Annotated in this window: 24 protein-coding genes, 1 pseudogene and 1 CRISPR repeat array; of the genes and pseudogenes, 4 read left to right on the top strand and 21 right to left on the bottom strand. The window is 36.4% G+C overall.

What is annotated here, in order from left to right; genetic code table 11:
* Window positions 1-11: 11 nt before the first annotated feature.
* The 6 genes from BU038_RS04465 to BU038_RS04440 form a co-directional block, all read right to left on the bottom strand.
* Window positions 12-752, bottom strand: a complete 741-nt coding sequence (locus BU038_RS04465) for an epoxyqueuosine reductase QueH (protein ID WP_107605003.1) — start codon at window positions 750-752, stop codon at window positions 12-14.
* A 73-nt stretch (window positions 753-825) separates the two neighbouring features.
* Window positions 826-1,740: a DUF5996 family protein gene (locus tag BU038_RS04460; protein ID WP_107605002.1), complete on the bottom strand. Its 915-nt coding sequence runs from the start codon at window positions 1,738-1,740 to the stop codon at window positions 826-828.
* 114 nt (window positions 1,741-1,854) lie between these two features.
* Window positions 1,855-2,277, bottom strand: a complete 423-nt coding sequence (locus BU038_RS04455; protein WP_107605001.1) for a universal stress protein — start codon at window positions 2,275-2,277, stop codon at window positions 1,855-1,857.
* 147 nt (window positions 2,278-2,424) lie between these two features.
* On the bottom strand, window positions 2,425-3,291 hold the full coding sequence (galU, locus tag BU038_RS04450; protein WP_107605000.1) for a UTP--glucose-1-phosphate uridylyltransferase GalU: 867 nt from the start codon (window positions 3,289-3,291) through the stop codon (window positions 2,425-2,427).
* Window positions 3,292-3,509: 218 nt separating this feature from the next.
* Window positions 3,510-5,390 carry a polysaccharide biosynthesis protein gene (locus tag BU038_RS04445; RefSeq protein WP_107604999.1) on the bottom strand — a complete coding sequence of 627 codons (1,881 nt, stop codon included), beginning with the start codon at window positions 5,388-5,390 and terminating at the stop codon, window positions 3,510-3,512.
* 144 nt (window positions 5,391-5,534) lie between these two features.
* The gene (locus tag BU038_RS04440; RefSeq protein WP_107604998.1) at window positions 5,535-6,233 is read right to left on the bottom strand and encodes a YveK family protein; all 699 of its coding nucleotides are present in this window, start codon (window positions 6,231-6,233) and stop codon (window positions 5,535-5,537) included.
* Between the two features lie 793 nt (window positions 6,234-7,026).
* Here BU038_RS04440 and BU038_RS04435 point away from each other — a divergent pair.
* Genes BU038_RS04435 through BU038_RS04425 form a run of 3 tightly spaced genes read left to right on the top strand, consistent with a single transcriptional unit; the run spans window position 7,027 to window position 9,442 of the window.
* Window positions 7,027-7,263: a FeoA family protein gene (locus BU038_RS04435; protein WP_107604997.1), complete on the top strand. Its 237-nt coding sequence runs from the start codon at window positions 7,027-7,029 to the stop codon at window positions 7,261-7,263.
* A complete protein-coding gene (feoB, locus tag BU038_RS04430) occupies window positions 7,256-9,250 on the top strand; it encodes a ferrous iron transport protein B (RefSeq protein ID WP_107604996.1) in 1,995 nt (664 codons plus the stop codon). The genes BU038_RS04435 and feoB overlap by 8 nt, the downstream gene beginning before the upstream one ends.
* Window positions 9,251-9,262: 12 nt before the next feature.
* Window positions 9,263-9,442 carry a FeoB-associated Cys-rich membrane protein gene (locus BU038_RS04425; RefSeq protein WP_002479867.1) on the top strand — a complete coding sequence of 60 codons (180 nt, stop codon included), beginning with the start codon at window positions 9,263-9,265 and terminating at the stop codon, window positions 9,440-9,442.
* Window positions 9,443-9,492: 50 nt separating this feature from the next.
* Here BU038_RS04425 and BU038_RS04420 read toward each other — a convergent pair whose 3' ends face one another.
* Both BU038_RS04420 and BU038_RS04415 read right to left on the bottom strand, forming a co-directional pair.
* Entirely contained in the window at window positions 9,493-10,101 is a 609-nt protein-coding gene (locus BU038_RS04420) for a metallophosphoesterase (protein ID WP_002479869.1), read from the bottom strand.
* A 97-nt stretch (window positions 10,102-10,198) separates the two neighbouring features.
* On the bottom strand, window positions 10,199-10,780 hold the full coding sequence (locus BU038_RS04415; RefSeq protein ID WP_107604995.1) for a GNAT family N-acetyltransferase: 582 nt from the start codon (window positions 10,778-10,780) through the stop codon (window positions 10,199-10,201).
* Window positions 10,781-10,897: 117 nt separating this feature from the next.
* Here BU038_RS04415 and BU038_RS04410 point away from each other — a divergent pair, with 117 nt between their 5' ends.
* Window positions 10,898-11,077, top strand: a complete 180-nt coding sequence (locus BU038_RS04410) for a VraH family peptide resistance protein (RefSeq protein WP_107604994.1) — start codon at window positions 10,898-10,900, stop codon at window positions 11,075-11,077.
* A 67-nt stretch (window positions 11,078-11,144) separates the two neighbouring features.
* Here the strand turns inward: BU038_RS04410 and xylB are convergent, their stop codons facing one another.
* The 13 genes and pseudogenes from xylB to cas9 form a co-directional block, all read right to left on the bottom strand.
* Entirely contained in the window at window positions 11,145-12,641 is a 1,497-nt protein-coding gene (gene xylB, locus BU038_RS04405; protein ID WP_107604993.1) for a xylulokinase, read from the bottom strand.
* Window positions 12,642-12,868: 227 nt separating this feature from the next.
* Window positions 12,869-14,098: an NRAMP family divalent metal transporter gene (locus BU038_RS04400; protein WP_107604992.1), complete on the bottom strand. Its 1,230-nt coding sequence runs from the start codon at window positions 14,096-14,098 to the stop codon at window positions 12,869-12,871.
* 3 nt (window positions 14,099-14,101) lie between these two features.
* Window positions 14,102-14,860 (bottom strand): 5-oxoprolinase subunit PxpA, encoded by a 759-nt coding sequence (gene pxpA, locus BU038_RS04395; protein ID WP_107604991.1) that lies wholly within the window; start codon window positions 14,858-14,860, stop codon window positions 14,102-14,104.
* Window positions 14,857-16,221, bottom strand: coding sequence for an acetyl-CoA carboxylase biotin carboxylase subunit (locus BU038_RS04390; protein WP_107604990.1), 1,365 nt, complete (start codon window positions 16,219-16,221; stop codon window positions 14,857-14,859). The genes pxpA and BU038_RS04390 overlap by 4 nt, the downstream gene beginning before the upstream one ends.
* 17 nt (window positions 16,222-16,238) lie before the next feature.
* Window positions 16,239-16,682: an acetyl-CoA carboxylase biotin carboxyl carrier protein gene (gene accB, locus BU038_RS04385; RefSeq protein WP_107604989.1), complete on the bottom strand. Its 444-nt coding sequence runs from the start codon at window positions 16,680-16,682 to the stop codon at window positions 16,239-16,241.
* Window positions 16,683-16,684: 2 nt separating this feature from the next.
* Window positions 16,685-17,692, bottom strand: a complete 1,008-nt coding sequence (locus BU038_RS04380; protein WP_107604988.1) for a biotin-dependent carboxyltransferase family protein — start codon at window positions 17,690-17,692, stop codon at window positions 16,685-16,687.
* Entirely contained in the window at window positions 17,682-18,413 is a 732-nt protein-coding gene (gene pxpB, locus BU038_RS04375; RefSeq protein ID WP_070848937.1) for a 5-oxoprolinase subunit PxpB, read from the bottom strand. Before pxpB ends, BU038_RS04380 begins: the two co-directional genes overlap by 11 nt.
* A gap of 504 nt (window positions 18,414-18,917) precedes the next feature.
* The gene (locus BU038_RS04370) at window positions 18,918-19,988 is read right to left on the bottom strand and encodes a PTS transporter subunit IIC (protein WP_107604987.1); all 1,071 of its coding nucleotides are present in this window, start codon (window positions 19,986-19,988) and stop codon (window positions 18,918-18,920) included.
* Window positions 19,989-20,229: 241 nt separating this feature from the next.
* Window positions 20,230-21,318: a PTS transporter subunit IIC gene (locus BU038_RS04365; RefSeq protein ID WP_107604986.1), complete on the bottom strand. Its 1,089-nt coding sequence runs from the start codon at window positions 21,316-21,318 to the stop codon at window positions 20,230-20,232.
* 173 nt (window positions 21,319-21,491) lie between these two features.
* A CRISPR array of direct repeats spans window positions 21,492-21,922; the repeat unit is 36 nt; unit sequence GAATCACTTATACCTAAAATTACAGAGTACTAAAAC.
* A 30-nt stretch (window positions 21,923-21,952) separates the two neighbouring features.
* A complete protein-coding gene (locus tag BU038_RS04360; RefSeq protein WP_107604985.1) occupies window positions 21,953-22,942 on the bottom strand; it encodes a hypothetical protein in 990 nt (329 codons plus the stop codon).
* 10 nt (window positions 22,943-22,952) lie between these two features.
* Window positions 22,953-23,261 carry a CRISPR-associated endonuclease Cas2 gene (gene cas2, locus BU038_RS04355; RefSeq protein WP_060803561.1) on the bottom strand — a complete coding sequence of 103 codons (309 nt, stop codon included), beginning with the start codon at window positions 23,259-23,261 and terminating at the stop codon, window positions 22,953-22,955.
* A gap of 11 nt (window positions 23,262-23,272) precedes the next feature.
* Window positions 23,273-24,178 carry a type II CRISPR-associated endonuclease Cas1 gene (cas1, locus tag BU038_RS04350; protein ID WP_107604984.1) on the bottom strand — a complete coding sequence of 302 codons (906 nt, stop codon included), beginning with the start codon at window positions 24,176-24,178 and terminating at the stop codon, window positions 23,273-23,275.
* A gap of 7 nt (window positions 24,179-24,185) precedes the next feature.
* Window positions 24,186-25,484 (bottom strand): annotated as a pseudogene (gene cas9, locus BU038_RS04345) (type II CRISPR RNA-guided endonuclease Cas9); the annotation flags it as partial.
* Window positions 25,485-25,624 lie beyond the last annotated feature (140 nt).

Here is a 25,624-nt window from a genome sequence, read left to right as displayed (position 1 = left end):
AGCTGAATTGTTTAAGATTGTGTTGTTTCATTATGCTCAAGTTCATCAAAGAAAGCTTGGGCTGCTTTATTCACTTCTTTAAAATCAATGCCTTGTGCTTGTGCCGCAAAGACACAACCGCAATAACATTGACGATAAATATTATAGTCTCGACACATTTCTAAAGAACGTTCATAACCTTTATTCTTTTTGAAATCGCTTGGTAAATAATTCACATCATATAATTTTTGAACTTCAGAGCCTATTTCATTAATCAACTGCGCATTTTTCTTCGTTGATAATGTTAATGCACTGCCGAAATAATCATAACCATATTTGACAGCCGCTTCTGCCACCATATCTAAACGCATTTCAAAACATGCAGTACAACGTAATCCGCCTTCTGGTTCATCTGTCACGCCACGTTCTTTTGCCATCTTCATAAATTCATGTGGCTTATATGGGGCTTCGATATAGCGGACATTCGTACCGTTACGTTCGTTGAAGTCTTTAATAAAAGCCTCTTGTACATACGCACGACGTTCATATTCTTTCTTCGGATGAATATTCGGATTCGCAAAATAAATCGCCACATCCGCATACTGTGTTAAAAACTCTAACACATACGTACTACACGGTGCACAACAACTATGCAGTAAGATTTTAGGACGTTCTTCTGAGCGTTCCCATTGTTGGATCATTTTCTTTAAGACTCTATCGTAGTTAATCTTTTGATTTTTCATTTTGGCTACAATGCCGTCCATTTCAATCATGGATGTCTTCGCTCCTTCTTAGTTGAAAATTTACATGTGCGTTTATTATAACGGAATTGTCATTGATGCGCTATCACTCATGATCTGACACGTTATTCTTAGGCATTTTCAATGGAATCGTATAATGTGATGTACCTTCCCAATCTTGATGTTTAGTAAAGATTTCAAAGCCACGTTTCAATGTTTCATCAATCGTATCTAATTCGTCTAAGTCACCGCGTTTCAATTCATAAACAAACTCTGTTAATTGTTGACTGAAATAAGCACCTTCAGGTAATGAACCTTCGTACGTAAAGTCAGCATCTACGAATGGATAAGGTAAGACAAAGAAAGTAGGTCCTTCAAAGTTATCATCACCGAACCAGAAACCAAATTCTACAAAGCGTTCATCGAAACAACCATATTCAATCACTTGACGTGGTTTAAACGTTTCATACATTTCGTTATACACCACTAATGTCGACACATCGAATGTTCCCCAGAATAAGCCTGGTCCTTCTACACGTGCACGTAAAGGATGCACAAAGCGTTCTAAAGCACGATTGGCATACTGTAAGAGTTTTACAGCTTTCACTGCTTTATCATGGTCGTAATGATGATGCTTAGTATCTTCATCAAATGGTGTTTTATCTGCCATTTCTTGAGGTTCTGGATTAATTTCGACTTCAATATCAAATTCTTTGACTGTTCCTGTAATTTGTTTGTAGTAGTCTTGAATTGTTTTACCGTCTTGAAGTGGGAAAGTTGTCATATCTTCATTTACACGTACTTCAATTTGATCGTCTAATACATTTACACTGATTGAGAAGTACTTTTCACCATAATATAAGAGCCCTGTTGTGAAACCTTCAGGAGTAATGTTTAAAACAATATGTTCCCATTGGGGTGCTTGGTAAGCACATGCCAATTTATATTTACCTAATATTTGCGCAATTAAATGTAATGTTTGATGTTCTTCTTTCCAATCTTGATACTTTAAGATTTCCATGGAAATACCTCCTCTTTATCTTACCTCTACCCCTTTTTATAGTAGAAATGTAAAAGAAACCGCCGAAGCGGTTTCTCTCAGCTGACATATTAATACAAAAGTCATTATATAGTCTTATTTAACGATTAATACAGGCGTATTAGAACGTTTTGCGACTTTATGTGTCACATGGCCTAATACGTGTTTAATTTCAATACGAGAACGTTTGTTACTCATTACGACTACATCATAATGATTTTTCTCTAACTCATCTAAAATTTCAATTGTCGGACTGCCTGTTGTAAAGACGATTTCATAGTTTAAACCTTTATCTTCAAGGATTTGTATAAACGGTTTCATGTCGACTTCTTTTTCTTTTGTCACTTCTTCAAAGTGTTTGTTTTGATAACGCACATAGTTCGCTAATTCAGTTTCAGAAATTACATGATACACTGTGATTTTAGCTTGGTCGTTACCTCTTGTTAAAGCTTCTAATTGGTCTGGTACATTGTTGAACGCATTACCGAAATCATACGGTACTAAAATATTATTATACATACAACTTCACTTCTTTCTTGATAAAGTTTAGTATCAACCTATTCATTATTAATATACCCTAAGTTGTTAATCTATAACGGATACTTCCTATTTTGTACATAAAAAAACAGAAGATGCGAATAAACATCCTCTGTTCTAAATTAAGTCTTATAAATCTAATGATTGGATATATGATTTGATTTCATCTTTCATTTCATCGTCTTTCAATGCGTAAGCAATCGTAGTTTTAACAAAGCCGATTTTCTCACCAACATCAAAACGGTGTCCTTCGAAATCATACGCAAAGACTTCATCGTCATGGTTCAAACGTTCAATCGCATCTGTTAATTGGATTTCACCGCCGCTGCCTTTATCTTGCGTAGATAAATAATCAAATATTTCAGGTGTTAAGACATAACGCCCCATAATCGCAAGGTTCGATGGTGCTGTCCCTGGTGCCGGCTTTTCGACAAATTTTTCTACTTCATACAAACGACCATTTTGTTTCTCAGGTTTCACAATACCATAACGGTGTGTTTCTTTTTCTGGTACCGTTTGTACACCGATGACAGATTTGCCTGTTTCATCATAGACATCCATTAATTGTTTAATCGCTGGTGTGTCAGATTCTACAATATCATCACCTAATAGGACTGCGAACGGTTCATTACCGATGAATTGTCTTGCTGTCCAAATCGCATGGCCTAAACCTTTTTGTTCACGCTGACGGACATAGAATACATTGGCTAAGTGTGTAGAGCGTTGAACTTTCTCTAACAAATCTGTTTTACCTTTTTCTTTTAAGTTGTTTTCAAGTTCAACTTGATTATCAAAGTGATCTTCAATCGCACGTTTATGCTTACCTGTCACAATAATAATGTCTTCAATTCCTGCACGATAGGCTTCTTCAACAATATATTGAATCGTCGGCTTATCTAAAATCGGCAACATTTCTTTCGGCATTGCCTTAGTCGCAGGTAAGAAACGTGTGCCTAAACCCGCTGCGGGAATTACTGCTTTTTTAATCTTAGTCATACAATATCTCCTTTTTTATCAGGTGGTCTGAAGTCATTAAGATCATACTTTATCTTTCTATTAAACAGCCACATTCAAAACGTTCATCTCTTTATATTCAATTTGTGTTTTTATCACAAATTGTAACGTTTACATCACTGATAATATTAGGGTTTTATCTGGTAATAGTCAACTTTTAACAAAAGCACCTGATGTTCATCAGATGCTTTGTTGAGGTGTTATTTAATTAGACGAAAGGGCGGGATATCAGAGTTCCCTTCATCATCTTTCGCTGGTTTATTGTTAATGTCATAGCGATGATTCGCAAGATCAATTAATTTTTGTTTATAGTCCTTACTATGAATAATCTCATCTAAAATACGTAGGACATCTTCATTTTTCATTTCTTCTACTTTACCGCGGTAGATTTTTTCATAAACTTGTTCTGGGTGGATTTCATCTTCATCAAGCAACTCTTCGTAAAGTTTCTCACCAGGTCTAAGCCCTGTGAATTTAATGTCAATATCTCCATCTCTATAACCGCTTAAGCGAATTAAGTTTTTCGCAAGGTCTACAATTTTAACCGGTTCTCCCATATCTAACACAAAGACCTCTCCGCCATCCGCAATCGCGCCTGCTTGTAATACAAGACGTGCTGCTTCAGGAATCGTCATAAAGTAACGTGTGATTTCAGGGTGTGTCACGGTAATCGGGCCGCCCGCTTCAATTTGTTTCTTGAATAATGGAATAACAGAGCCACGTGAACCTAATACGTTACCGAATCGCACTGCCACAAAGTTTGTATGACTATTTTCTTCATTCATACTTTGAACAATCATTTCTGCGGCACGTTTAGACGCACCCATTACGTTCGGCGGATTCACTGCTTTATCCGTAGAAATCATAACGAATTTAGATACTCTTGCTTCACGCGCAGCCTCAGCCACATTTTTCGTTCCAATTACATTATTCTTAATTGCTTCACTTGGGTTGTATTCCATCATCGGCACATGTTTATGTGCAGCTGCATGATAGATAACATATGGTTGGTAATGATTGACGATTTTAAATAGACGTGAACGGTCTTGAATATCCGCAATAACAGGTACAATATCAATTTGATCGCCATATTGTTTTTGAAGCTCTTGATGAATCAAGTAAATGCTGTTTTCACCATGGCCTAATAAGATAATACGTGCAGGTGCGAAACGACATACTTGTCGACAAATTTCAGAACCGATTGAACCGCCAGCACCTGTGACCATAATTGTTTGATGCGTCAATTCTTTTGAAATCATTTCCATATCCAACTCAACAGGATCACGTCCTAATAAGTCTTCAACTTCTACTTTCTTCAATTGACTGACTTCTAACTTACCTGACATAACTTCTTCAATGTTCGGCATTTTCAATACAGTCGCGCGTGTATTTTCACAAATACTATTAATTTCTCTTAAGCGTTGTTGTGTTAACGTCGGTATCGCAATAATGATATTTCTAATACGGTACTTATTCACTAAATCCGGGATATCTTCAATGGTACCCTGAACTTTAACGCCTTCTGTAATCGTTAGCTTTTGTTTCTTCGGATCGTCATCTACAACAACAACAGGTTCCATGCCCATAGTTGGACGTTTCAACATTTGGTTAATCAACATTGAACCGCCTTCTCCAGCACCGATGACTAATGTATTCTTACGTTTAATGCCTTTACGTACCAGCGTTCTTCTAAACAAACGCCATGATAAGCGAGAGCCCCCGATTAACAACACATGCATCATCCATGTGATGAAGTATAATCTTAAGAATGGTCCTTCATGCGTAAAGAAAGGTACGATTAAAACTGTCATAGCCATCGAACATGTGACGGCTTTAACTATGACAATCATTTCGTTGACACTCGCATATTCCCAAGCACGATGATATAAGTTGAAGACACTGGCAAAGATATGATGAGAAAACAGCAATACCAGTGACGATAAAATTAACAATGATAAAGAATAACCGCGGAAATACGGTTCAAGAATTAAATAACTCAAAAAGACAGAAAAAGCAACTATGATTGAATCAATAAACAATAGTAATATCAGTCGCTGCTGTCTTGCGGAAATTTTTGACACTTTATTTCACCTCAATTAATTAATCTCTGTTTACTCTCGGTGTAATGTTTATGTTATTTCTGAATGAAATGGAAAAGGTTGGGAAGCTTATCTGTCCCAACCCGCTGTTCCTCTCAGATTCTCGTTGCAAGACTTGCGCTTATTTCAGCGCTCAAAGTCATCTTGTGTTAAATCTTCTCGTTTTGTACGTCTACGTTGTTGTGTATGTTGTGTCTGATGTGTATTTGGTTTTGAAGAACTTTTTGATTGATTTAAGAACTCTCGGATTAAGATTAAAATTACTGCGATAATAAAGCCTGCGACCAACCCAATAAATGCGTTTTTACCGATACTTGATGAAATTTCTTTCACATCATCTTTTGATTTAGAAAGAATTTCAATACCGCCATCTGGTGATAATGCATCGACTTCTTCTTTAAGTACTTCAGCAGCAGTATCTGCGATTTTCACAGCATCTTTCTCGCTATTCGCAGTTGCGGTAAAGTTCAATACTTGAGAATTCGGCTGGTTATTGACTTCCACCTTCTCAGTAATAGATTTCGCATCCTCATCTTTTCCTATCTCTTCTGCCACTTTACCTAATACGCGTGGACTCTTCGCAATATCTGTATATGTAGCCACAATTTGAGAATCAGCTTGATATTTTTCAGCCATCGTCAAATCGCCTTTATCGCTCTTTTCAATCAATACTTGTGAAGTTGCTTCATATTTCGGTTGCGCTACAAGTGCTGTTAACAGCACGCTTAAAATCAGACCTGCAATGGGAAAAATAATCAACCACTTTAAGTAACGCTTGATTATTCTCCATACGTATGAAAAATCAAAACTATTATTTTCTTCCATATTGCTTCGTTACCTCCGTAATGCGGAAATTGAATGATACATGCCAGAAAGGTTAAAGTAATTTTAACTTACACAACAAATTCCGACCGTTTGATAACCATTATAAAGGAAAACAAAATAAATTAATTCACATTAATTGAATTGTTGCATAAGTTTTACATGTAATTAACATTCTTAAATCGCAATTAACGACAGGAACAATAAAATATACAATAAACCCAAAAAAGCTCAAAAATAGCTTCAAATTCACTTAACATTAAATGCATTTGGCATTGAAAGCACACAAAATTCATTAAGAGAAGCGAAAGCGTGCATCATCAAGCGTGAGTTTAAATTTAGGTTAAAGGGATGAAGAAAAAATACATCTTCTTAAAGATGCGCACTTATACATGCGTTGTAATGAAGCTTAAGCAATTAGCCTACTTCAGCAAGTATTGCTTAATCATCGTTGTGAGATGGAGATATTCTAAGATGAAGGATGAATAATCACACAAAAGTTGTGATTTAAACAAAAATAATTTCTACCATTATTATGATAGCAAATTGTTTCTTAACAAGATTGATTATAATATACAACAAACTTAAAAGGCAATAGGCTTGACAAGCCATTTTCAAAATTTTAGAAAGGTTTATTCTTCTTAATCACTTTTGATGCATAAAAACAAAAAATGTAACACTGTTCAAATAATGTTCGAAATAACTTTTAAACTTTATATTGTAGGCACCGTCATTTTAGTGTAAAATATCAATGATAATAGTTATCAATTAGTAAGAAATGAGAGAGGTGTCCCATATGGTAGACGCAACAAACGCTAAAAAAGGTTTAACTTATAAAATCATAAACATGAACTTCGATAATACAATGCTTGCACATCGCTTAAGCGCACTTGGTTTTACAGTCGGAAGCAAAATTAAAGTACGTCAGAAATTCTTTATGAAAGGTCCATGCACATTAGAAATGGACGGACAATGTATCGGCATCAGACATTGTGATGCATGCAGAATTACATTGGAGCAAGCGCATGTCTAATACGTATTGTATTGTCGGCAATCCGAATGTCGGCAAAACCACACTGTTCAACGCCCTGACAGGTTCTTATGAGTATGTCGGCAACTGGAGCGGTGTAACAGTGGAAAAGAAAGTCGGTATATTATCAGATAAACAAGGTGACCTTGTCGATTTGCCTGGTATTTATGATTTATTGCCGATTTCAAAAGATGAAACGGTCGTCACTGATTATTTATTACACGATGAGTTTTCCAAAATCATCAATATTGTCGATGCAGTTCAATTAAAACGTAATTTATTATTAACGACACAATTGATGGAATTCGGGGCACCTTTATTACTTTGTTTAAATATGGGAGATGTCGCTGAAAAACGTGGCATCCAAATTAATCGTAATTTATTGATGCGTCGTTTGAAATTGCCGATCTTGCCGATTGTGGCGAGAAGCGGTCAAGGCATTGACAGTATATTAGAACTATTAAAAGAAGAGACTTTATCTACATCACAGCCGTTGAAAATTCCCTATGAACATAAAGTCGAACATGCCTTATCTGAAATACAACATTATTTAAAACATCATTTAGAACTGCCTGAGAAGCGCCATCGCTTTATCGCAGTTCAATATTTACTTGGCAATCCAGCCATTGAACACTATATCAGTGCGCATCATCATGAAGATTTACGTCAAATCCGTAATCATCTTGCTGAACAATTAGATGTTTCAATCGTTGATAGTATGCGTCGTTCACGTACTGAGTTTATCGATACACTCATTGAAGATGTCATTACGCATCCAGATAAGAAAAAACAATATTTGACTGACCGTATCGATAAAATATTAACGAATAAGATTTTAGGTATCCCCATCTTCTTAGGCATCATGTGGCTGATTTTCCAAGCTACTTTCTCATGGATCGGTACCCCGCTATCAGATAAATTAGATGAATTTATCGGCGGTACCTTCACAGATTGGGTCAACCAAGGTATGGATGCGATTGGACTCTTTCCATTTATGCAAGACTTGATTACAGACGGTATTATCGCAGGTGTCGGTGCTGTCTTAGTCTTCGTGCCGCAAATCTTAATTCTGTTCTTCTTTATCTCTGTATTAGAAGACTCAGGTTATATGGCACGTATTGCCTTAATTATGGATAAAGTCATGGAAGGTTTAGGCTTAAACGGTAAGTCATTCATTCCAATGATTATTGGTTTTGGTTGTAACGTACCTGGTGTCATGGCAACACGCTCAATTGAACAAGAGAAAGAGCGTTTAACGACGATTTTAATCACACCATTTATGTCATGTTCAGCACGTTTACCTGTGTACGCTTTATTTGTAGGTGTATTCTTCCAAACACACCAAGCCTTAATCGTGTTAAGTTTATACGTGATTGGTATTGTCGTAGCGTTAATCGTCAGCTTTGTGATGACAAAAACAATTTTGAAAAAAGAAAACTCAGTCTTTGTGATTGAATTACCACCGTATCGTTTACCATCAGCGAAAACGCTATGGCGTAGTACATGGGAAAAAGCAAAAGGCTTTGTGAAAAAAGCAGGGACGTTTATCTTCGGTGGATCAGTAGTCATTTGGTTATTAAACTATGCAGGTCCTACTGGTTTTGGTGTCGACGTTGAACATAGTTTCTTACACTTAATCGGTGCAGCGATTGCGCCATTATTAATTCCATTAGGATTCAGTTCATGGCAGACTGGCGCAACATTAATTCCTGGCTTCTTAGCAAAAGAAGTAGTAGTCAGCGCAATGGCGATTATTTATGCCGTAGACAGCCAAGGTTTAACGAATATGATTGCGAGTCATTTCACACCGGCATCAGCGTATGCGTTTATGTTGTTTATCTTATTGTACATTCCATGTTTGTCCACTGTCGCAGCCATCAGAAAAGAAACAGTGTCTTGGAAATGGACGATAATCGCAACACTTTATCCGATTGCGATTGCCTATGTCCTAGCATTTGTGTTCTACCAAACTAGCCAACTCTTTTTCTAGGAGGAATTATTTATGACACTACTCATTAATCTTGTCATCTTCTTATTGATATTCGGATATGCGGCTTTTACAATCGTCCGCTTCTTCAAAAAATCAAAACAAGGCAAATGCGCAGCTTGCGACATCAACAAAGGTTGCGGCCATTCAATGCCTAAAGAAATGAAAAAACATCAACAACATCATTCATCATAAATACAGCAATATAAATAAACCTAAAGGCCGACAACCTTTAGGTTTATTTTTTATGCATAACTATATTCATAAATTTTCTTGAGTCGACCGACTTCTACCGCACAGACGTGTTGATGTGTTAAATCTACTAATGATAAACGTTTACCGTGTCCTGCGCCTGTATCGATATCAATCGTATGGTCTGCGACGTGAATACGATGTTGTTTAACACCGAGTCGTTTCGTCGGCACATGACCATGTACGACACATTTCCCTTTAATTTTACGTGATAATTTTGCGGGTGGTTCAAATCCAGATACTTCTTTTAATTTTTGTTTAGATAAACACTTTTTAGGATTAACCCCTGCATGAACAAATAAGTAATCCCCAATGTGTGCCATACTGTCAAATTGTTTTAAGACAGCTTTCCATTTGCGTTTCTCTTTTTCTTTTGACTTCATCCAGCGTACATCATGATTGCCTAATAATACAATCGCCCCTTCACGATGTAACTGTTGTACCATTTTAAGGGTCCCATCAGAATCAGGTCCATGATTGACATAATCCCCTAACAAAACCAGCTGATCACGTTTAGGATTATAATCTACATAAGCAAGTAAGGTTGCGAGTGCTTCTTTATGTCCATGAATATCTGATGAGACGAGTAATCTGCCTTTCATGATGATGCATGCCTCCTTTATCGTGTTCTCTCTATTTTGTTTGCTTGTTTTTAGTATAGCGAAAAATTTCATGATTGTTCTTTAAATTTTTGTAAAGTTAGAAGGAGGATGAGTGAAGCGGTGGTGTGTCATTCAAATTGATGTAGTACACAAGACGATCTGTCCATTCTCCGTTCTCAAAGACAAATTGTGTTCTGGTACATTCATATATAAAGCCAGACTTCTCTAATAAACCGATAGAGGCTTCATTAGCTGGATGTACATGAGCTTCTAGTCGATGATATTTCAAACGCTTGGCAATTTTAAATATAGCGGTAAAAGCTTCATACGCATAACCTTGACGCCAAAATTGATTATGAATCGCATAACCGCATTCTGCCCATTGGAAATGTTGTCGTGCTAACGTTACTAAATTAAAGTTTCCGAGATGTACACCATCTGCTTTGCGAAACACACCAAAGACATAAGTGTCATCTGATTGAATAAGTGCTTGTTGTTGGGTAATCAAACGTTGAAACCAAGCTTTAGAGTAATGAGATAACTCTAAACACCCTTCGTCAAAAGGACTTCGAGGCATAGACCGACCTGCATAACCTTTTAACCACTGTTCATAATCTCCTACTTTCATTGGTCTGATTTCTAACCGTTCTGTTGTTTCTGTTAAATATTCAAACTGCATCACTTTTCTCCTCCCTTCTTATCACTTCGATTTATCACATTCTTACGCTTTTTCATTCAAAAATGTTATATTTAAATTGAAATAAACTAAACAACTATTCTAAAAGGAGGTCATCCTATGTCTTTTAAAGAATATGTTCAAGACGTTGTAGAAACAATCAAACATATGCGTTTCGGTTCTAAAAACGGTATTATTATGATTGTTTCCGCAATCGCACTAAGCGCAATTACAACACCGATTATCGGTCTTCCACTAGGTGCTTGGATTGGTTACTATTTAGAGAAAAATGGTAAATAATTTTTAATACTTTCTATGTAAATAAATCCCTTGAGTCGCTTTATTAAAGTACTCAAGGGACTTTTATTTATTTTTGAAGTTCTAATAAGTCACTCGTGATATGACGTGTTGCCTGATACGCTTGTTGATAAATTTTGAAGTATGCTTCATATGTCTGATGACGTTTTAAATTTGGTTGGAACACTTTTGAATAATGAATAAACGCTTCTGCACAATCTTTCAATGAATCATACCAACCTAAGCTGTATGCAGCTAACATTGCGGCACCCATGCTTGGCCCTTCTTCATGTTTCAACTTATAAATTTCAGCGTTGAAGACATCTGCTTGAAGTTGGAGCCAGAAATCACTTTTAGCACCGCCGCCTGTTGAGACAATTTTAGTCACATTACGTCCGATACTGCGTAAGTAGACTAATGAATCATACAAGGAATACGTAATACCTTCTACGACTGCACGTCCAAAATCACCACGTGTATGGTTACCTGTAATGCCGATAAAGCTGCCGCGAATTGATGCATCTCCATGTGGTGTACGTTCACCCACTAGATAAGGTGTGAAGATTAAGCCACGTGCACCAATTTGAGACGCTTCAGCTTCTTTCATTAAAGTAGTGAAATCATCTTCAGGATAAAATTCACGTTTAAACCAGCTCAAACTATAGCCTGCACTTAAAGTGACTCCCATTAAGTAGTTAACATCCGGTACTGCATGATTCATCAAGTGGATTTTATGACCATAACCTTCTGACTCGCCTACAGGTTCGCAAATTAATAACACACCTGATGTACCAATACTACAAATCGCATCGTTAGGATGAATAACACCTGAACCTAACGCTGCACATGCATTATCTGCCCCACCCGCAAAGACAGGCACGGACTTATTAAGAGATAACTGTTGTTGTAGATCAGCCTTTAATACACCGACTTGTGCGTGTGATTCAACTAAGTCGGGATAAATATGGTCTGGAATATCAAACGAAGCACCTACGGCTTTATCCCATGTCTTAGTTTGTGGGTTCAGTAACATCGTCGCCGCTGCATCTGAATATTCTGTGTGCAACACACCTGTTAACGCATAGCGTAAATAGTCTTTCGGCAACATGAAAGTATCAATTTGTTTAAACAAGTCTGGTTCATGTTGTTGGACCCATAAGAGTTTCGTCAGTGTAAACCCTTCGACCACAGGGTTGCCTAGGACTTGATCACCATACTTCGCTTTGATTTGTTCACATTGAGGGGTCGTACGTGTGTCATTCCATAAAATCGCACGTCTTAATGGTTGACCTGCTTGATCGACAATCACAAGTCCATGCATTTGACCTGAAAATGAAATCCCTTCAATCGAAACATCTGATAATGTGGCTTGTGCTAATAAATGACGAAGCCCATTCACTGCAGCTGTCACCCATTCTTCTGGTGCTTGCTCTGAATAACCTGGATAGTCGTGATAAAGCTTGAGCGGTTCACTTTGTGTGCCGAGTACATTGCCTAAGCGATCGACCGCAATCAGTTTAATTGCGCTCGTTCCTAAATCGATGCCGATTACCGCTTCTGTTGTCATGTAAATCATCCTTTCCAAATGATTAAATACGAGTAAGTTGATATATCAAGTATTGCTTTTTATCTCATTAGTTATAGTATAGCGCTTTCATTTATATAAATATATATCCTTTATACTAAAATTATCTTTATTATGTATACATCGGCATGCAAGAAACCTCACATACCTTATTACTCAAAAAAGCACACGAGCAAACCGCCCGTGTGTCTTTAATTTAAATTATATAATTATGAATTCCATAAATCCGCTAAACCTTGGAATGATAAGAATCCTGTTACGATTGTCACAAGTACAGCAAGTACACCGAACATTAACATCCAAGTTGGATGCTTGTAGTCTCCGACAATCGATTTTTTCTTACTTGCGATTAAAATAACACCTAATGTAATCGGTAAGATTAAACCGTTCAACGCACCTGCGATGATTAATAATTTAACCGGTTTACCGATTAATAAGAATGTAATCGTTGAAACAACGATGAACACAATCACAATGATATTACTGCGTTTCATCAATGATTTGCTTAGCGTTTTCAAGAATGTAGCACTTGTGTACGCTGAGCCGATAACTGATGATAATGCAGCTGCGAATAACACGATACCGAAGATATTCTTACCAATTGGTCCTAGTGCGTGTTCGAATACTGATGCTGGTGGGTTTTCAGGGTTTAACGTCACACCTGTTACAACCACACCTAATACAGCTAGGAATAATAAACCACGCATGACACCTGTTGTTAAGATACCAGCAATCGCTGAATGGTTAACAAACGGAAGATAGTCTTTCCCTTTGATACCTGAATCCAAGATTCTGTGTGCACCTGCGAATGTGATATAACCGCCTACAGTACCACCAATCAATGTGATAATCGGTAATACTAATGCACCTGGATGTTCAGGCATAACCATTTTTTCTGCAGCTTCTAAGTAAGGTGGATTTGATGCCACCATTACATACGCTGTAATACCAATCATCATTACCCCTAAGATCATCGTTACGAAGTCCATCACTTTTTGACCGCTCTTACTTACGAATACGCCAATCGCTAAAATGGCAGTAATTGCGGCACCCCATTTAACATCAATACCGAAAATGGCGTTTAAACCTAAACCGGCCCCTGCGACGTTACCGATATTGAAGGCCAGACCACCGATCGCAACTAAAATGGAAATGAAGGTCCCTAACCCTTTAACCATTTTATTCGCAATTTCTTGTCCACGTAAGCCTGTCACAACTAAGACACGCCAAATATTGATTTGCGCTCCGATATCAATAATGATAGATAATAAAATCGCAAACGCGAAACTTGCGGCGAATTGTTGTGTAAAAACTGCTGTTTGTGTTAAGAATGCCGGTCCGATGGCTGATGTCGCCATTAAGAATACTGACCCTAATAACAGTCTCTTATGTTCCTTAGTGAACTGGAACTCCGGTTTATTTTGTTTGTGTTCTCCCATAGATTAACCCCCTAATTTCGTAATCGAAATACCTTCTTTCGTTAGTCTTTCTCGAATTTTCGACACGAATTCCAATGCATGCGCGCCATCGCCATGCACACAAATTGTATCTGCTTTAAGCTCAATTTCTTTTCCTGTTTTCGCAATGACTTTGTTTTCTTTAACCATCTTCACAACCTGTTCGATTGCTTCATCCGTATCCGTTAAAACAGCGTCAGATTCTTTACGGCTGACAAGTTGGCCGTTTTCTTCATAACGTCTATCTGCGAATACTTCATTTGCGGATATCAAACCGATTGCTTCGGCTTCTGATACTAATAATGTATTAGATAAGCCCACTAAAATTAGTGATGGGTCCACGTCATATACTGCTTGTGCGATAGCGTGTGCAATATCTTTGTCACGCGCACCCATGTTATATAAGGCACCATGAGGTTTAACATGATTGATTTTGACATCGTGAATACGGCAAAACGCTGATAAAGCACCAATTTGGTATGCGACCAATGTATAAATCTCATCAGGTGATAAATCCATATTACGGCGTCCGAAACCTTGAATATCATGGAAGCCTGGATGTGCACCGATGCCCACACCGTTTTCTTTCGCAAGTTTCACAGTTTCATACATCACATTTTCATCCCCTGCATGGAATCCGCAGGCAATGTTTGCGGAGGTAATCAATGGAATAATTTGATGATCTCCACCGAATGAATAATTACCGAATGCTTCGCCTAAATCACAATTCAAATCTATTTTCATGTTAAAGCAGCCCCCTTAGTAATTTGATGACGGTCTAAGAATTTAATATCAACATCTTTGGCGTCACCGTCAGCGTATGCTGGATATGATAATACTGCATACAAGAAATCAGCTGTTGTTGAGAAACCGTCAATGACCATTTCATCAAGCGTTGCTTTTAATTTCTCAATCGCATGCGCACGATCTGCACCTTTGACAATTACTTTTGCGACAAGTGAATCATAGTAAGGTGACACAACATAACCTGGATACAATAATGAATCAACACGTACATTGAAACCTTGTGGTAAATGTAATGCTTTGACTTTACCTGGTGAAGGTTGGAATTTACGCTCTGGATTTTCTGCGTTGATACGCGCTTCAATCACGTGACCTGTGAAGTGAATATCTTCTTGAGTAAACGGCAGTTCTCCATGTTTCATTAAGTAAAGCTGTGACTGTAATAAGTCTCTGTCAGCACGCATTTCTGTGACAGTATGTTCAACTTGGATACGTGCGTTCATTTCGATGAAGTAATAAGCATCATCTGTAACTAAGAACTCAATCGTTCCCGCACTACGGTAATTAGAAGCTTGCGCAACTTTAACCGCATCTTCACAAATCTTTTGACGCTTTTCTTCTGATAGTGCTGCACATGGTGACTCCTCAATTAACTTTTGGTTTTTACGTTGTACTGAACAGTCACGTTCACCTAAGTGTACATAATTGTCTTTACCGTCACCGATAACTTGTACTTCTACGTGTTTCGCAACTGGAATAAATGCTTCAACGTAAATACGATCATCATCGAAATATTTTTTACCTTCGCTTTGCGCTTCTTTAAACGCTTTATCTAAATGTTCCGGTTCTTTAACGATACGGATACCTTTACCGCCACCGCCGCTTGCGGCTTTTAATACGACTGGATAACCGATATCTTTAGCAATTTCTTTGATTTCATCTACAGAATGTACCGCACCGATAGAACCTGGGATAATCGGCACATCAGCAGATTCAACTGTTTGACGTGCAGTGATTTTATCACCCATCATTTCCATCGTACGTTTTGTCGGTCCAATAAAGTAGATATCATTTTCTTCTACTTTTTGCGCAAAGTTAGGACTTTCTGATAAGAAGCCATAACCTGGATGGATTGCGTTAGCACCTGTAATTTCTGCTGCTGCAATAATACGATTAATATTTAAATAGCTATCAAGCGGATTCGCTTCGCCAATACAAATGGCTTGGTCTGCTAAACTGACGTGCAGACTCTTTTCGTCTCCTTTCGCATATACGGCTACTGTTTCGACACCCACTTCACGGCAGGCACGAATAATACGTACAGCGATTTCTCCTCTATTCGCAATTAAACAACGATACATGATAATTCCTCACCCCTTTACTTAACTTCAATCAGTGCTTGGTCATATTCTACATTTGTGCCATGATCAACTAAGATATCTGTAACTTCACCATCTACTTCGCTTGTTACTTCATTCATGACTTTCATTGCTTCGATATAACCGATAACATCGCCTTTTTTAACTTTGTCTCCGACTTTCACAATCGGTTCAGTTAATTCTTTTGTATCTTGTAAGAAGAATGTACCGACCATTGGCGCATTCACTGTCTCACCAGATGCTTGGTTATCAGCTTGTGGTTCTTGAGCTGCTTCTGGTGCTGGATTAGATGTTGCTTGATTTTGAATTTGTGTTGCTGGTTGTGCTTGTTGTGGTGATGAAAAATCTAATTCAATTTCATGTGCCTCATCTTTATATTTAAACTTATTCACCTTGTTCTCTTTTACTAAGTTAATTAAATCTTTGATTTCTTCTAATTTCATTTCTATTCATCCCCCTCTAGTAATTCGCTAATACGTTTTGATGTTGTTCTCATTTCCCTCATGTCAAACAACGGTTCTTTCTCTATCGCTTCTAATGAAGCTTCAACACCTTTATTATAGTCTTCTAAATGTTGAATGGCTTCTTCCACAGTGACCCATTCAAAGTTTACTTTTTGACCGGGCTGTTTCTGTGCTAAGACACTTAAATCTGACTGGCAGACTGTCGCAATCTTAGTGTAACCGCCGACTGTCTGTTTATCGTTCATCAAGACAATCGGGTTACCGTCATTCGGTACTTGTACACTGCCGAGTGCCACAGGTTCAGAAATAATATCTGCACTGTCAGTCGGCGGGATAGAAGCACCTTTCAAACGAAAGCCCATGCGATCCGATTGTTCAGAAATCTCAAAAGGTTCTGACACTAACCCTTCATGGCTAGCATCAGGGAAGCTGTCAAATTGCGGCCCTTCCACAACTCTGATCGCATCTGTCCCTTCATGGATTAAATCTAAATCGCTTGTATAACCGACATGACGACGGTAATCATTATTATAATGAACTGGAATCATATCATCTTTTCTTAAAGCACGGCCATGGAATCCGCCCATTTTTGTACGTGTATGTGTCGCATAGCTTCCCGCAACTTCAGGCACATCAATCGGGTGTCCAAAGTGCAGATAACCTCTTGCACCTCTAATAGCGGCATTTAATGCGAGTACATCACCTTTATATACTTGTACAACTGTTTGGTGAGAAATCGGCTCACCATTCAATGTTGCTTTAAATTCTGCACCTGTAATGACTACAGTATTATCTTCTAAGAATTGTAATGTTGGTCCGATAATAGTTGCTTCAATAGCCGGACCTTCATTACCGATCAATTGTGTACCTAAGCGGTAACTATATCTATCTAATGCACCTGCACTAGAGAAACCTTCTTTTTGGTAACCATAACGTCCGATATCTTGAATTGTTGAGAATAGTCCTGGTTTAATAATTCTAATGCTCATCTTGAACAGTCACCCATCTTTCTATATCAAAATCAGGATCGTTTTTCTGTGCGATAATCTCATCATACGTTTCTTGTGAGATTTGATAGAATTCAATACGATCTCCCGCTTCATAAAGTGTCATTGGTTCACGGTCCAAGTCGAACACATCTAAAGGCGTACGTCCGATGATTTGCCAACCGCCTGGTGAATCTTGCGGATATAAACCTGTTTGGTTTTTCGCAATGCCGACAGAGCCAGCATCAATACGTACTCTTGGTTCATCCCTTCTCGGTGTATACAGACGCTCATCTAATCCACCAAGGTATGGGAAACCAGGCATAAATCCTAGCATATAAATTAAATAAGTTGGTTCTGTATGTAATTGAATCACATCTTCAACTGTTAAATCATTAAGCTTTGCGACCTCTTCAATATCTGGTCCGTATTTCCCTCCATAGATGACTGGAATACGTACCACTTTGGAGCTTTCTGACGTCTCAATATCACTTACATCGAGCGTATCAAGCTTCAAGTCTTCGATTAATGCTTTCGCATGAATCTTATGATCATCGAAGTGAATCATCACTGCACGATAAGACGGTACAATCTCTTTAATCGCTTCATGATCTTGGCGTTCCAAATAAACCACAAGTTGTTGGACTTTCTTGAATGTCTCTGGTGCAATCTGCGGTTCAAAGCGAACTAAGATAGCTTGTTCACTAATAATTTGGTAATCCATTGTTTTGCCTCCCCTTTGTGTTAGGTATTACTGAACATCTATTCAGACGTTCTTTCCTTTGTTTAAGAATGTGACTGCACAAACTGAAATCTAACTCCAGTTCGGGCAGCCTTTATATATTTAACACTGTTATCTCTTCAGTTGTTAGTAAACTTTCGATAATTGTAACCGTTTTAAAAACGGCCAACAAATTTAATTATAACATTTATGCCCCATCCGTATCGATTAACTTGGGTATTAAAATCACAACTCAAATTCTATAAGAAATTTTAATAATAAGAAATCATGCCTTTCATCTAGTTTGTATAAGTATTCTGACAATTTAGATGAAAACCTTTTCATGCGTATTGTTTTAATATAATACATTTGTTGCCTAAGTAAAAGACTTTTTTTGCTATAATTTTACACTTCGAATTGTGTTTAATTTAATATCCAATGGTACAACAGGGTTTAGGCGATATTACAATCATATTAAATTTCTGATTTTATTTGTCAGAAATAGGATTATCCTAAGAATCTGAAGATTTCTTTATCATACAGTTTAAAGATTTTGATGAAAATAAAGTGCGCAATATACGCTACGATAAATGGAACCACAAAGAATGCGACGATAATCAAGACTAATTTCAACCATACTTCATCAACATGCATAAATCTGAAAGCATTGATTGGACCAACCATACCGATAATACCGAAACCTGCTGACTCTTTTGTTCCGCCAATACCGATGAAACTTGCCACAAAGCCTGAAATTGCTGCGGTAACAGTAATCGGTACTAACATCACTGGGTATTTAACCATATTTGGAAGCATCATCTTAACGCCGCCTAGTAAAATTGTGGCAGGAACACCGAGACGGTTTACAGTGATTGTCCCAAAGACTAATGTTGCTTCAGCGGCTGTAATACCGATTGATGCTGCACCGGCTGCTAGACCGCTGATACCGATTGCCATAGATGTTGCAACTGTGGAAATCGGTGAAATAATAATCATACTATAAGCAATCGCAATCAACATACACATTAATACCGGCTGCATTTCTGTAAAGGTATTGATGATATGTCCAATGCCTGTAGTGACTAATTTTACGTATGGCAAAGTATGTAATGTAATAAAACCTGTAATGACTGCTACAAAGGTAGGCAAGATGATTAAATTCAAGCTGCCGAAACGCTCTCCGATTAATAAGATTAAAAGTGAGGCGATTGAAGCGGCTAACATCGTATTGATTAAGTCACCAATACCTGTGATCACCCATGCACCATTTTTAAATTGCGCTGCCCCGCTTCCGATAAATGAGGCTGCCGCAACAACCGCAATGCCAAGCGGTGTGAATTTAAAGCGATGTGCGACTAATGCTCCGACTAACATTGGCACTGTAAATTGAATCGCTGTTGCTACTTGTAATAGAACCCCTGCTGATTTAGAGTACGGTGATAATGCCTTTAAAATTTCCCCTAATACCGCATGCGGTACGAGCCCTGCGATAATTGCGAATGCGACCCCGTTCAATACGTTATATAAAAATGTACCAACCGACACCTTGGTACCTGGTCTTGTCATAGTTCTTCCCATAAATTCTCCTCCAATTTCTGTGTTGTTTGTTATGTTTGTAATATTCTGATAATTCTAATATTTAAAGTACTCACAGTCAATATCTGCTCAAATTTAATACTGGTTTTAATAACATATAATAGTAAGAAGCTACTAAAATGGTAGAATGAATTATCTTATAATCCTTTCAAAATAAGCTATCTTCTTCATCTCAATAAAAAAGAAACAGAAACTATACACATAATTTCTGCCTCTCAAAGTATTAATCGATAAATTTAAAGATATCTTCGTCATAAATTTTAAATATTTTACTATAAACAAAGTGCGCAATAAACGCAGTAATAAATGGAACGATAAAGAATGCGACTGCACACAGTATCGCTTTAAGCCAGAAGTCCCCGTAATCTAAAAATCTGAACGCATTGATCGGGCCGACTAAACCGATGATACCGAAACCAGCTGATTCTTTTGTTCCTCCGATACCGATTAAACTTGCCACAAAGCCTGTTACTGCCGCAGTTGTAGTAATCGGTAGGAAAATAATCGGATGACGTACTAAGTTCGGCAACATCATTTTAACGCCACCTAAAAAGATTGTCATCGGTACACCTAAACGATTGACGCGCAATGTTCCAATCGTTAATACTGCTTCTACTGCCGCTATACCGATAGAAGCTGAACCTGCAGCTAATCCCTCAATACCGATTGCCATGGACAATGCGGCAGTTGAAATTGGCGAAATAACAATTGATGCATAAACTAATGAAATCAAAATACACATCGGAATCGGTTGTAATTCTGTAAAGCTGTTAACCATATTACCGATAGCTGTTGTGACGAGTTTGACATATGGCAATGTATGCAATGCGATGAAACCTGTACTTACTGCCACAAAGGTAGGTAATATAATCAAGTTCAAGCTACCGAAACGTTCACCAATGAACAAAATCATAAGCGAAGCTATTGCAGCTGCGAACATGGTATTGATTAAGTCACCGATACCTGTGATAACCCATGCATTATGTTTAAAGACGACAGCGCCACTACCAATAAAGGATGCCGCTGAGACTACCGCGATACCTAAAGGTGTAAATTTAAAGCGATACGCAACTAAAGCACCGATTAAACAAGGTACTGCAAATTGAATAGCAGTCGTAATGTGTAGTAATTGTGTAAAGACTGGATTAAATGGGACAAGCGCTTTTAAGATTTCTCCTAAAATCGCATTCGGGATTAAACCTGCTACGATACCAATCGCAACCCCATTTAATAAGTTGAATAAAAAGTATTTGGGACCTATCTTAGTCCCTGGATGTGTGGGTGAAGTATGATCCATCGCTGTGTGTTCCATAAAAAGACTCCTCTCGTGATGCAAAAGACCTGATGTTTTCGTAATTTTCAGAATTATTGTATGCCTATCATTTAAGTATGTCAATGACAGAAAATAGAAAAAAGCAGCCGAAGCTGCTTAAAAAAATTACAGAGTACTGAAACACCCGATATTCGCCCATCCATCGCCATCTGGAATCACTTATACCTAAAATTACAGAGTACTAAAACAATTCACATCGCGATTTTTAATAAAACGTAGAATCACTTATACCTAAAATTACAGAGTACTAAAACTTTGAATCTCATCTTTAAAATCTTCAAATGGAATCACTTATACCTAAAATTACAGAGTACTAAAACAAATTGTTTTATACAGTTTTTGGTGATAAGAATCACTTATACCTAAAATTACAGAGTACTAAAACTACGTGTGACCAAATAAGTAGAACCGCTTTGAATCACTTATACCTAAAATTACAGAGTACTAAAACCTTCAAGATGTTCAGTAAGCAATTCTTTTTGAATCACTTATACCTAAAAATACAGAGTACTAAAACGTCGAAAAAATCGAACGCTACATCGCATTAGAATCACTTATACCTAAAATTACAGAGTACTAAAACCTCTAGCACAATTATATAATTTAATCATAGTCAAGAAAATAGATAAGCCGATAATGCTGAAGAAATTTTTGTTCGATCAATATCTAGTTGGTACTCTAATTTGCAGTGCTTTAAAAATGCAACAACTACATAAAGATCTAAATCATCGAAAACCATTATATCACCGAGAGTATAGTTGGATATTACAGGACTAACCTCTAAAACTGCGCAATATTTTTTAAACAAAAACTCAAATCTCTCTTTAAACTTTTCTATTTCTATATTAATCGGCGCATTCCAGTAACTATCATCAATAAACTCTTCAGTAATCATTTGGGTATTGTTGATAAAGTAGTTCAAACCTTTGATATTCTCTGATAAAAAATATGAGGACTCTGTTAATACTATTATTGGAATTGGCAGATCATTTAATATTTTTCTAAATCTAACTTGTTCTTTTATACTTAAACCCGCTTCTGGATACAGATAAATCAAAAACGCCTTTTCTTTCGCTTGATAATTCATTTCATCTACTACTAAAGGGACTACTTGTTCCAAACGGTTAATCAACCTAGCATATTCTTCAGTGTAATCATATTTAAACGAAAGCAGTTTTATAAACTGCTTTAAATCAAATGATTTAACAGCCAAAGGTAAAGCCCCTCTTAGATTTTCTCTTAAGTCATCCAACAATACATTAATCGAATTGATATATCCTTCTATTTCCATATCATTATGCAATTCTCTAATGATTTTCTTAGTCATCATACTTGTTGCTGCTAATTGATGCTCATTTTCTATAGTAGAATGATTCAAGATAAAACCTCTAAACCGATTATTTGAAATCCTCTCACATTCTAAAAAATCTGTAATGGTTACACAGTCTTTATTGGAATTTCTTGGTTGAAAGTAATTCTTAAGTGTTTCTAGAATGTATTCTTCATGTGTTGAATCTTCATTGTAAATAGAGGTATACTCACTAGTATTTAAAATAACTCTTGATAATTCCTCAATACTAATCTCTAAAACCGCTTCATACATATTTTTTCTCCTAAAATAAAATGGTACGATTATCTCCTAATATCTCAATATTTTTATCTTCTTCACCCAGTAATATTTTCATTTTTTCATATTGCTTCTCCGTAATTGTCAATGCTCTTACATGACCATCAGGCGGCAAGATACGTTTCACATAATTCACACTGCTTTCTGCTGAATCTTTATTTATACAACTTTTAATGTAAATAGAGTACTGCATCATCAAAAACCCTTCAGAAATCAGCCCTTTTCTAAACTTACTATATAAGCGTCTTTCTTCTTTCGTGTCAGTTGGGAGATCAAACATTATCATTACTCTCATAAATTTATAACTCATGATTCATAAAAAGAATATTGTTTAATGTTTGGTAGTTTGAGCGTTTCATATCTCCCCGTTCTGAAATACTCAATGATTGATTGAATCATAATTTCAATCGCTCTTATAACTGTATGCTGCTTACCGTCAATTTGTACCCTTGCATGCATTAAATTCACTAACTCTAATCTATATGCCTTTGTCATATATTCTTCTTCTGGAGGATGTTTTAATAGATATAAATCTACTAATGGTCTAAATACTTCAATGATGTCTGATGCAAGATTAAAATGATTTCGTGCACCAATATGATGAATACCAAGTGCTGGAATCAATCCTTTTGCCACAATGGTTCTAGCGATTGCTGAATTTAAAATTGTATAACCAAAATTCAACACCATATTTTCTATTAAAAATTCATCATCACGTCTGAAATCCTCAAAAAATGTATTGAAATAATATTTAGCTGCTTGTCCTTCTATATTCATTTCATCTCTAGCTGTAACTAAAGTTTGCAACTCTTTCATTTTAATAATTCTTTCTTCATGTACTTCAACATGTTTCATACATTGAATCTGATTTTGTATTTTTTGAATCAAAATATGTTTCCACAATTCTTCTTTACTTTGTTCTGACCATTGAAGTTGTTCTTTCATTTGTCCGTATTGGTTAAAATGACCATTAATTGGATGCACCATACATTCTGGCAAATGTTGTTGATTGCAAAAAACGACTAAAATATTATATTTAGAAAGCTCTATCATAAGCCTTGAGGTTATTGTTGTTGTTAAGTCTTCAATTACAATAGCGAAAATATCGCTTAAGGGGATTTTAACCTCCAAATCCCCTTTTGCGATTTTTAAATTATTTAAGTTTAATGCAAGTTTATCTACTTCTGAAAGATATACAATTCTCCACGCCAAAAACTACTCACCCTTTCATGATCATTTGAGGCTTTTTCTTGCTTTTCACTTTATAAAGGTTTCCTAAAATATCTGTGGAATATTTTTCAATAGAATATGTTTTTGGGGATATCGTTTTCAATATTCGTGGTGTTCGTTTATCATTAATATTCTCCAAATATTCTTTATATGTGATTGGAATCATATTTAGCTCTACAACATTTCTTGTGTCGTTATTCACCCCTACAATTCTATATAACTCTCCATCAATTTTAATCAAATCATTATTATAAAAACTTGCGATAAACACTGCATTTACATCAATTTTTTTCTCACTTTTTGCTTTCTCATAAGCATTTGGATCAATTTTAAAGAAGCCTTCTTTTTTGATGACATCTAAATTTTTAACTGTCACAAATTTATATACACCATTATCTAAGTAAACATCAAAACGATATGGTTTTAATGATAGTTTTACTATTTTATTCTGACTATTTGAATAGTCATTTGTAATATCAAGATGCGCATTTAACTTTTTACCGTAATATTTAACTTTTTTGATGATAGGTCCATTATCTTTTTTACTATATTTAGTTAAATAATTGCCTGTTTCTTCATGGTACTTATAAAGCGGATTTTTCTCATTACTGTATTGTTCCATAATAGTTTTCAGTTTTTGATAAGTTTGTGAATCATGATGATACATTAATAATTTTTCTGGTGACTTCTTGATTAAATTTTTCAATTTATCATTATCTTTGTCATATAATCCTTTGATGTTATTTACGATAAGTGTATTGCCTTTATCATCTTTTCTCGTTGAATATAAGGTATCATTTACTAATTCTCTATTCGGTTTTTTATCGACTCTGTGTGAGTACTTATAATCTTTAAAGTCTTTAATACTTTGTATTTGGTGAGGAATTACAAATATTTCTTTATATTCATCGTCAGTTTCAATTTCTGGCATATTTTCAGCCTGTTGCTCTACAATTGTTTGGTTTTCCATGACTTTATTAGTTGCATCTAGCTTTTTCCATTCTTTGAAAATGAAGTCAGCATTTGCAATGACCAATGCGTCTTCAGCATGATGTTTGTAACCTTGATTTCTTTCTTTTTTGAACTCCCATTTTTTTCTTAAGAAACTCGTGAAACCTCCATTAATCGATTTTACTTTGACATCTAAGTCATTCATTCTAAAATAGGATCTTAATAAATTCATTAACTCTCTAGTCGCATATCGTGTATCTACTAAATTACGGTTAATAAAATCTTTTTGGACACTAAATCGATTAATGTCTCTTTCTTCTAGTAAATATTCTTTTTTATTCTTAGAAACTCTTTATTTGCCTTTAGAAAGATTCAAAATATGCTTTTTAAATGTCTCATAACTAATTTTCGCATCAGAAGAACTTAAATATTGAAATGGCGTTCTATTTCCCTTCTTACTATTCTCTTATTGTTTTA

Origin of the sequence: Staphylococcus simulans (genome assembly GCF_003043455.1) — a bacterium.
Taxonomy (GTDB): Bacteria; Bacillota; Bacilli; order Staphylococcales; family Staphylococcaceae; genus Staphylococcus; species Staphylococcus simulans_A.
The sequence above is the reverse complement of the archived record's forward strand: the minus strand, read 5'-3'. Positions and strand labels throughout refer to the sequence as shown.

Excerpts from the sequence above, each read along its gene's own strand:
- BU038_RS04415 (WP_107604995.1), bottom strand. The coding sequence starts at position 10,780 with ATGCAGTTTGAATATTTAACAGAAACAACAGAACGGTTAGAAATCAGA.
- BU038_RS04420 (WP_002479869.1), bottom strand. The coding sequence starts at position 10,101 with ATGAAAGGCAGATTACTCGTCTCATCAGATATTCATGGACATAAAGAA.
- BU038_RS04435 (WP_107604997.1), top strand. The coding sequence starts at position 7,027 with ATGGTAGACGCAACAAACGCTAAAAAAGGTTTAACTTATAAAATCATA.
- BU038_RS04440 (WP_107604998.1), bottom strand. The coding sequence starts at position 6,233 with ATGGAAGAAAATAATAGTTTTGATTTTTCATACGTATGGAGAATAATC.
- BU038_RS04365 (WP_107604986.1), bottom strand. The coding sequence starts at position 21,318 with ATGGAACACACAGCGATGGATCATACTTCACCCACACATCCAGGGACT.
- BU038_RS04455 (WP_107605001.1), bottom strand. The coding sequence starts at position 2,277 with ATGTATAATAATATTTTAGTACCGTATGATTTCGGTAATGCGTTCAAC.
- pxpB (WP_070848937.1), bottom strand. The coding sequence starts at position 18,413 with ATGGATTACCAAATTATTAGTGAACAAGCTATCTTAGTTCGCTTTGAA.
- xylB (WP_107604993.1), bottom strand. The coding sequence starts at position 12,641 with ATGACAACAGAAGCGGTAATCGGCATCGATTTAGGAACGAGCGCAATT.
- BU038_RS04400 (WP_107604992.1), bottom strand. The coding sequence starts at position 14,098 with ATGGGAGAACACAAACAAAATAAACCGGAGTTCCAGTTCACTAAGGAA.
- BU038_RS04380 (WP_107604988.1), bottom strand. The coding sequence starts at position 17,692 with ATGAGCATTAGAATTATTAAACCAGGACTATTCTCAACAATTCAAGAT.
- pxpA (WP_107604991.1), bottom strand. The coding sequence starts at position 14,860 with ATGAAAATAGATTTGAATTGTGATTTAGGCGAAGCATTCGGTAATTAT.
- BU038_RS04425 (WP_002479867.1), top strand. The coding sequence starts at position 9,263 with ATGACACTACTCATTAATCTTGTCATCTTCTTATTGATATTCGGATAT.
- BU038_RS04370 (WP_107604987.1), bottom strand. The coding sequence starts at position 19,988 with ATGGGAAGAACTATGACAAGACCAGGTACCAAGGTGTCGGTTGGTACA.
- BU038_RS04465 (WP_107605003.1), bottom strand. The coding sequence starts at position 752 with ATGATTGAAATGGACGGCATTGTAGCCAAAATGAAAAATCAAAAGATT.
- cas2 (WP_060803561.1), bottom strand. The coding sequence starts at position 23,261 with ATGAGAGTAATGATAATGTTTGATCTCCCAACTGACACGAAAGAAGAA.
- accB (WP_107604989.1), bottom strand. The coding sequence starts at position 16,682 with ATGAAATTAGAAGAAATCAAAGATTTAATTAACTTAGTAAAAGAGAAC.
- galU (WP_107605000.1), bottom strand. The coding sequence starts at position 3,291 with ATGACTAAGATTAAAAAAGCAGTAATTCCCGCAGCGGGTTTAGGCACA.
- BU038_RS04390 (WP_107604990.1), bottom strand. The coding sequence starts at position 16,221 with ATGTATCGTTGTTTAATTGCGAATAGAGGAGAAATCGCTGTACGTATT.
- BU038_RS04360 (WP_107604985.1), bottom strand. The coding sequence starts at position 22,942 with ATGTATGAAGCGGTTTTAGAGATTAGTATTGAGGAATTATCAAGAGTT.
- BU038_RS04410 (WP_107604994.1), top strand. The coding sequence starts at position 10,898 with ATGTCTTTTAAAGAATATGTTCAAGACGTTGTAGAAACAATCAAACAT.
- feoB (WP_107604996.1), top strand. The coding sequence starts at position 7,256 with ATGTCTAATACGTATTGTATTGTCGGCAATCCGAATGTCGGCAAAACC.
- BU038_RS04460 (WP_107605002.1), bottom strand. The coding sequence starts at position 1,740 with ATGGAAATCTTAAAGTATCAAGATTGGAAAGAAGAACATCAAACATTA.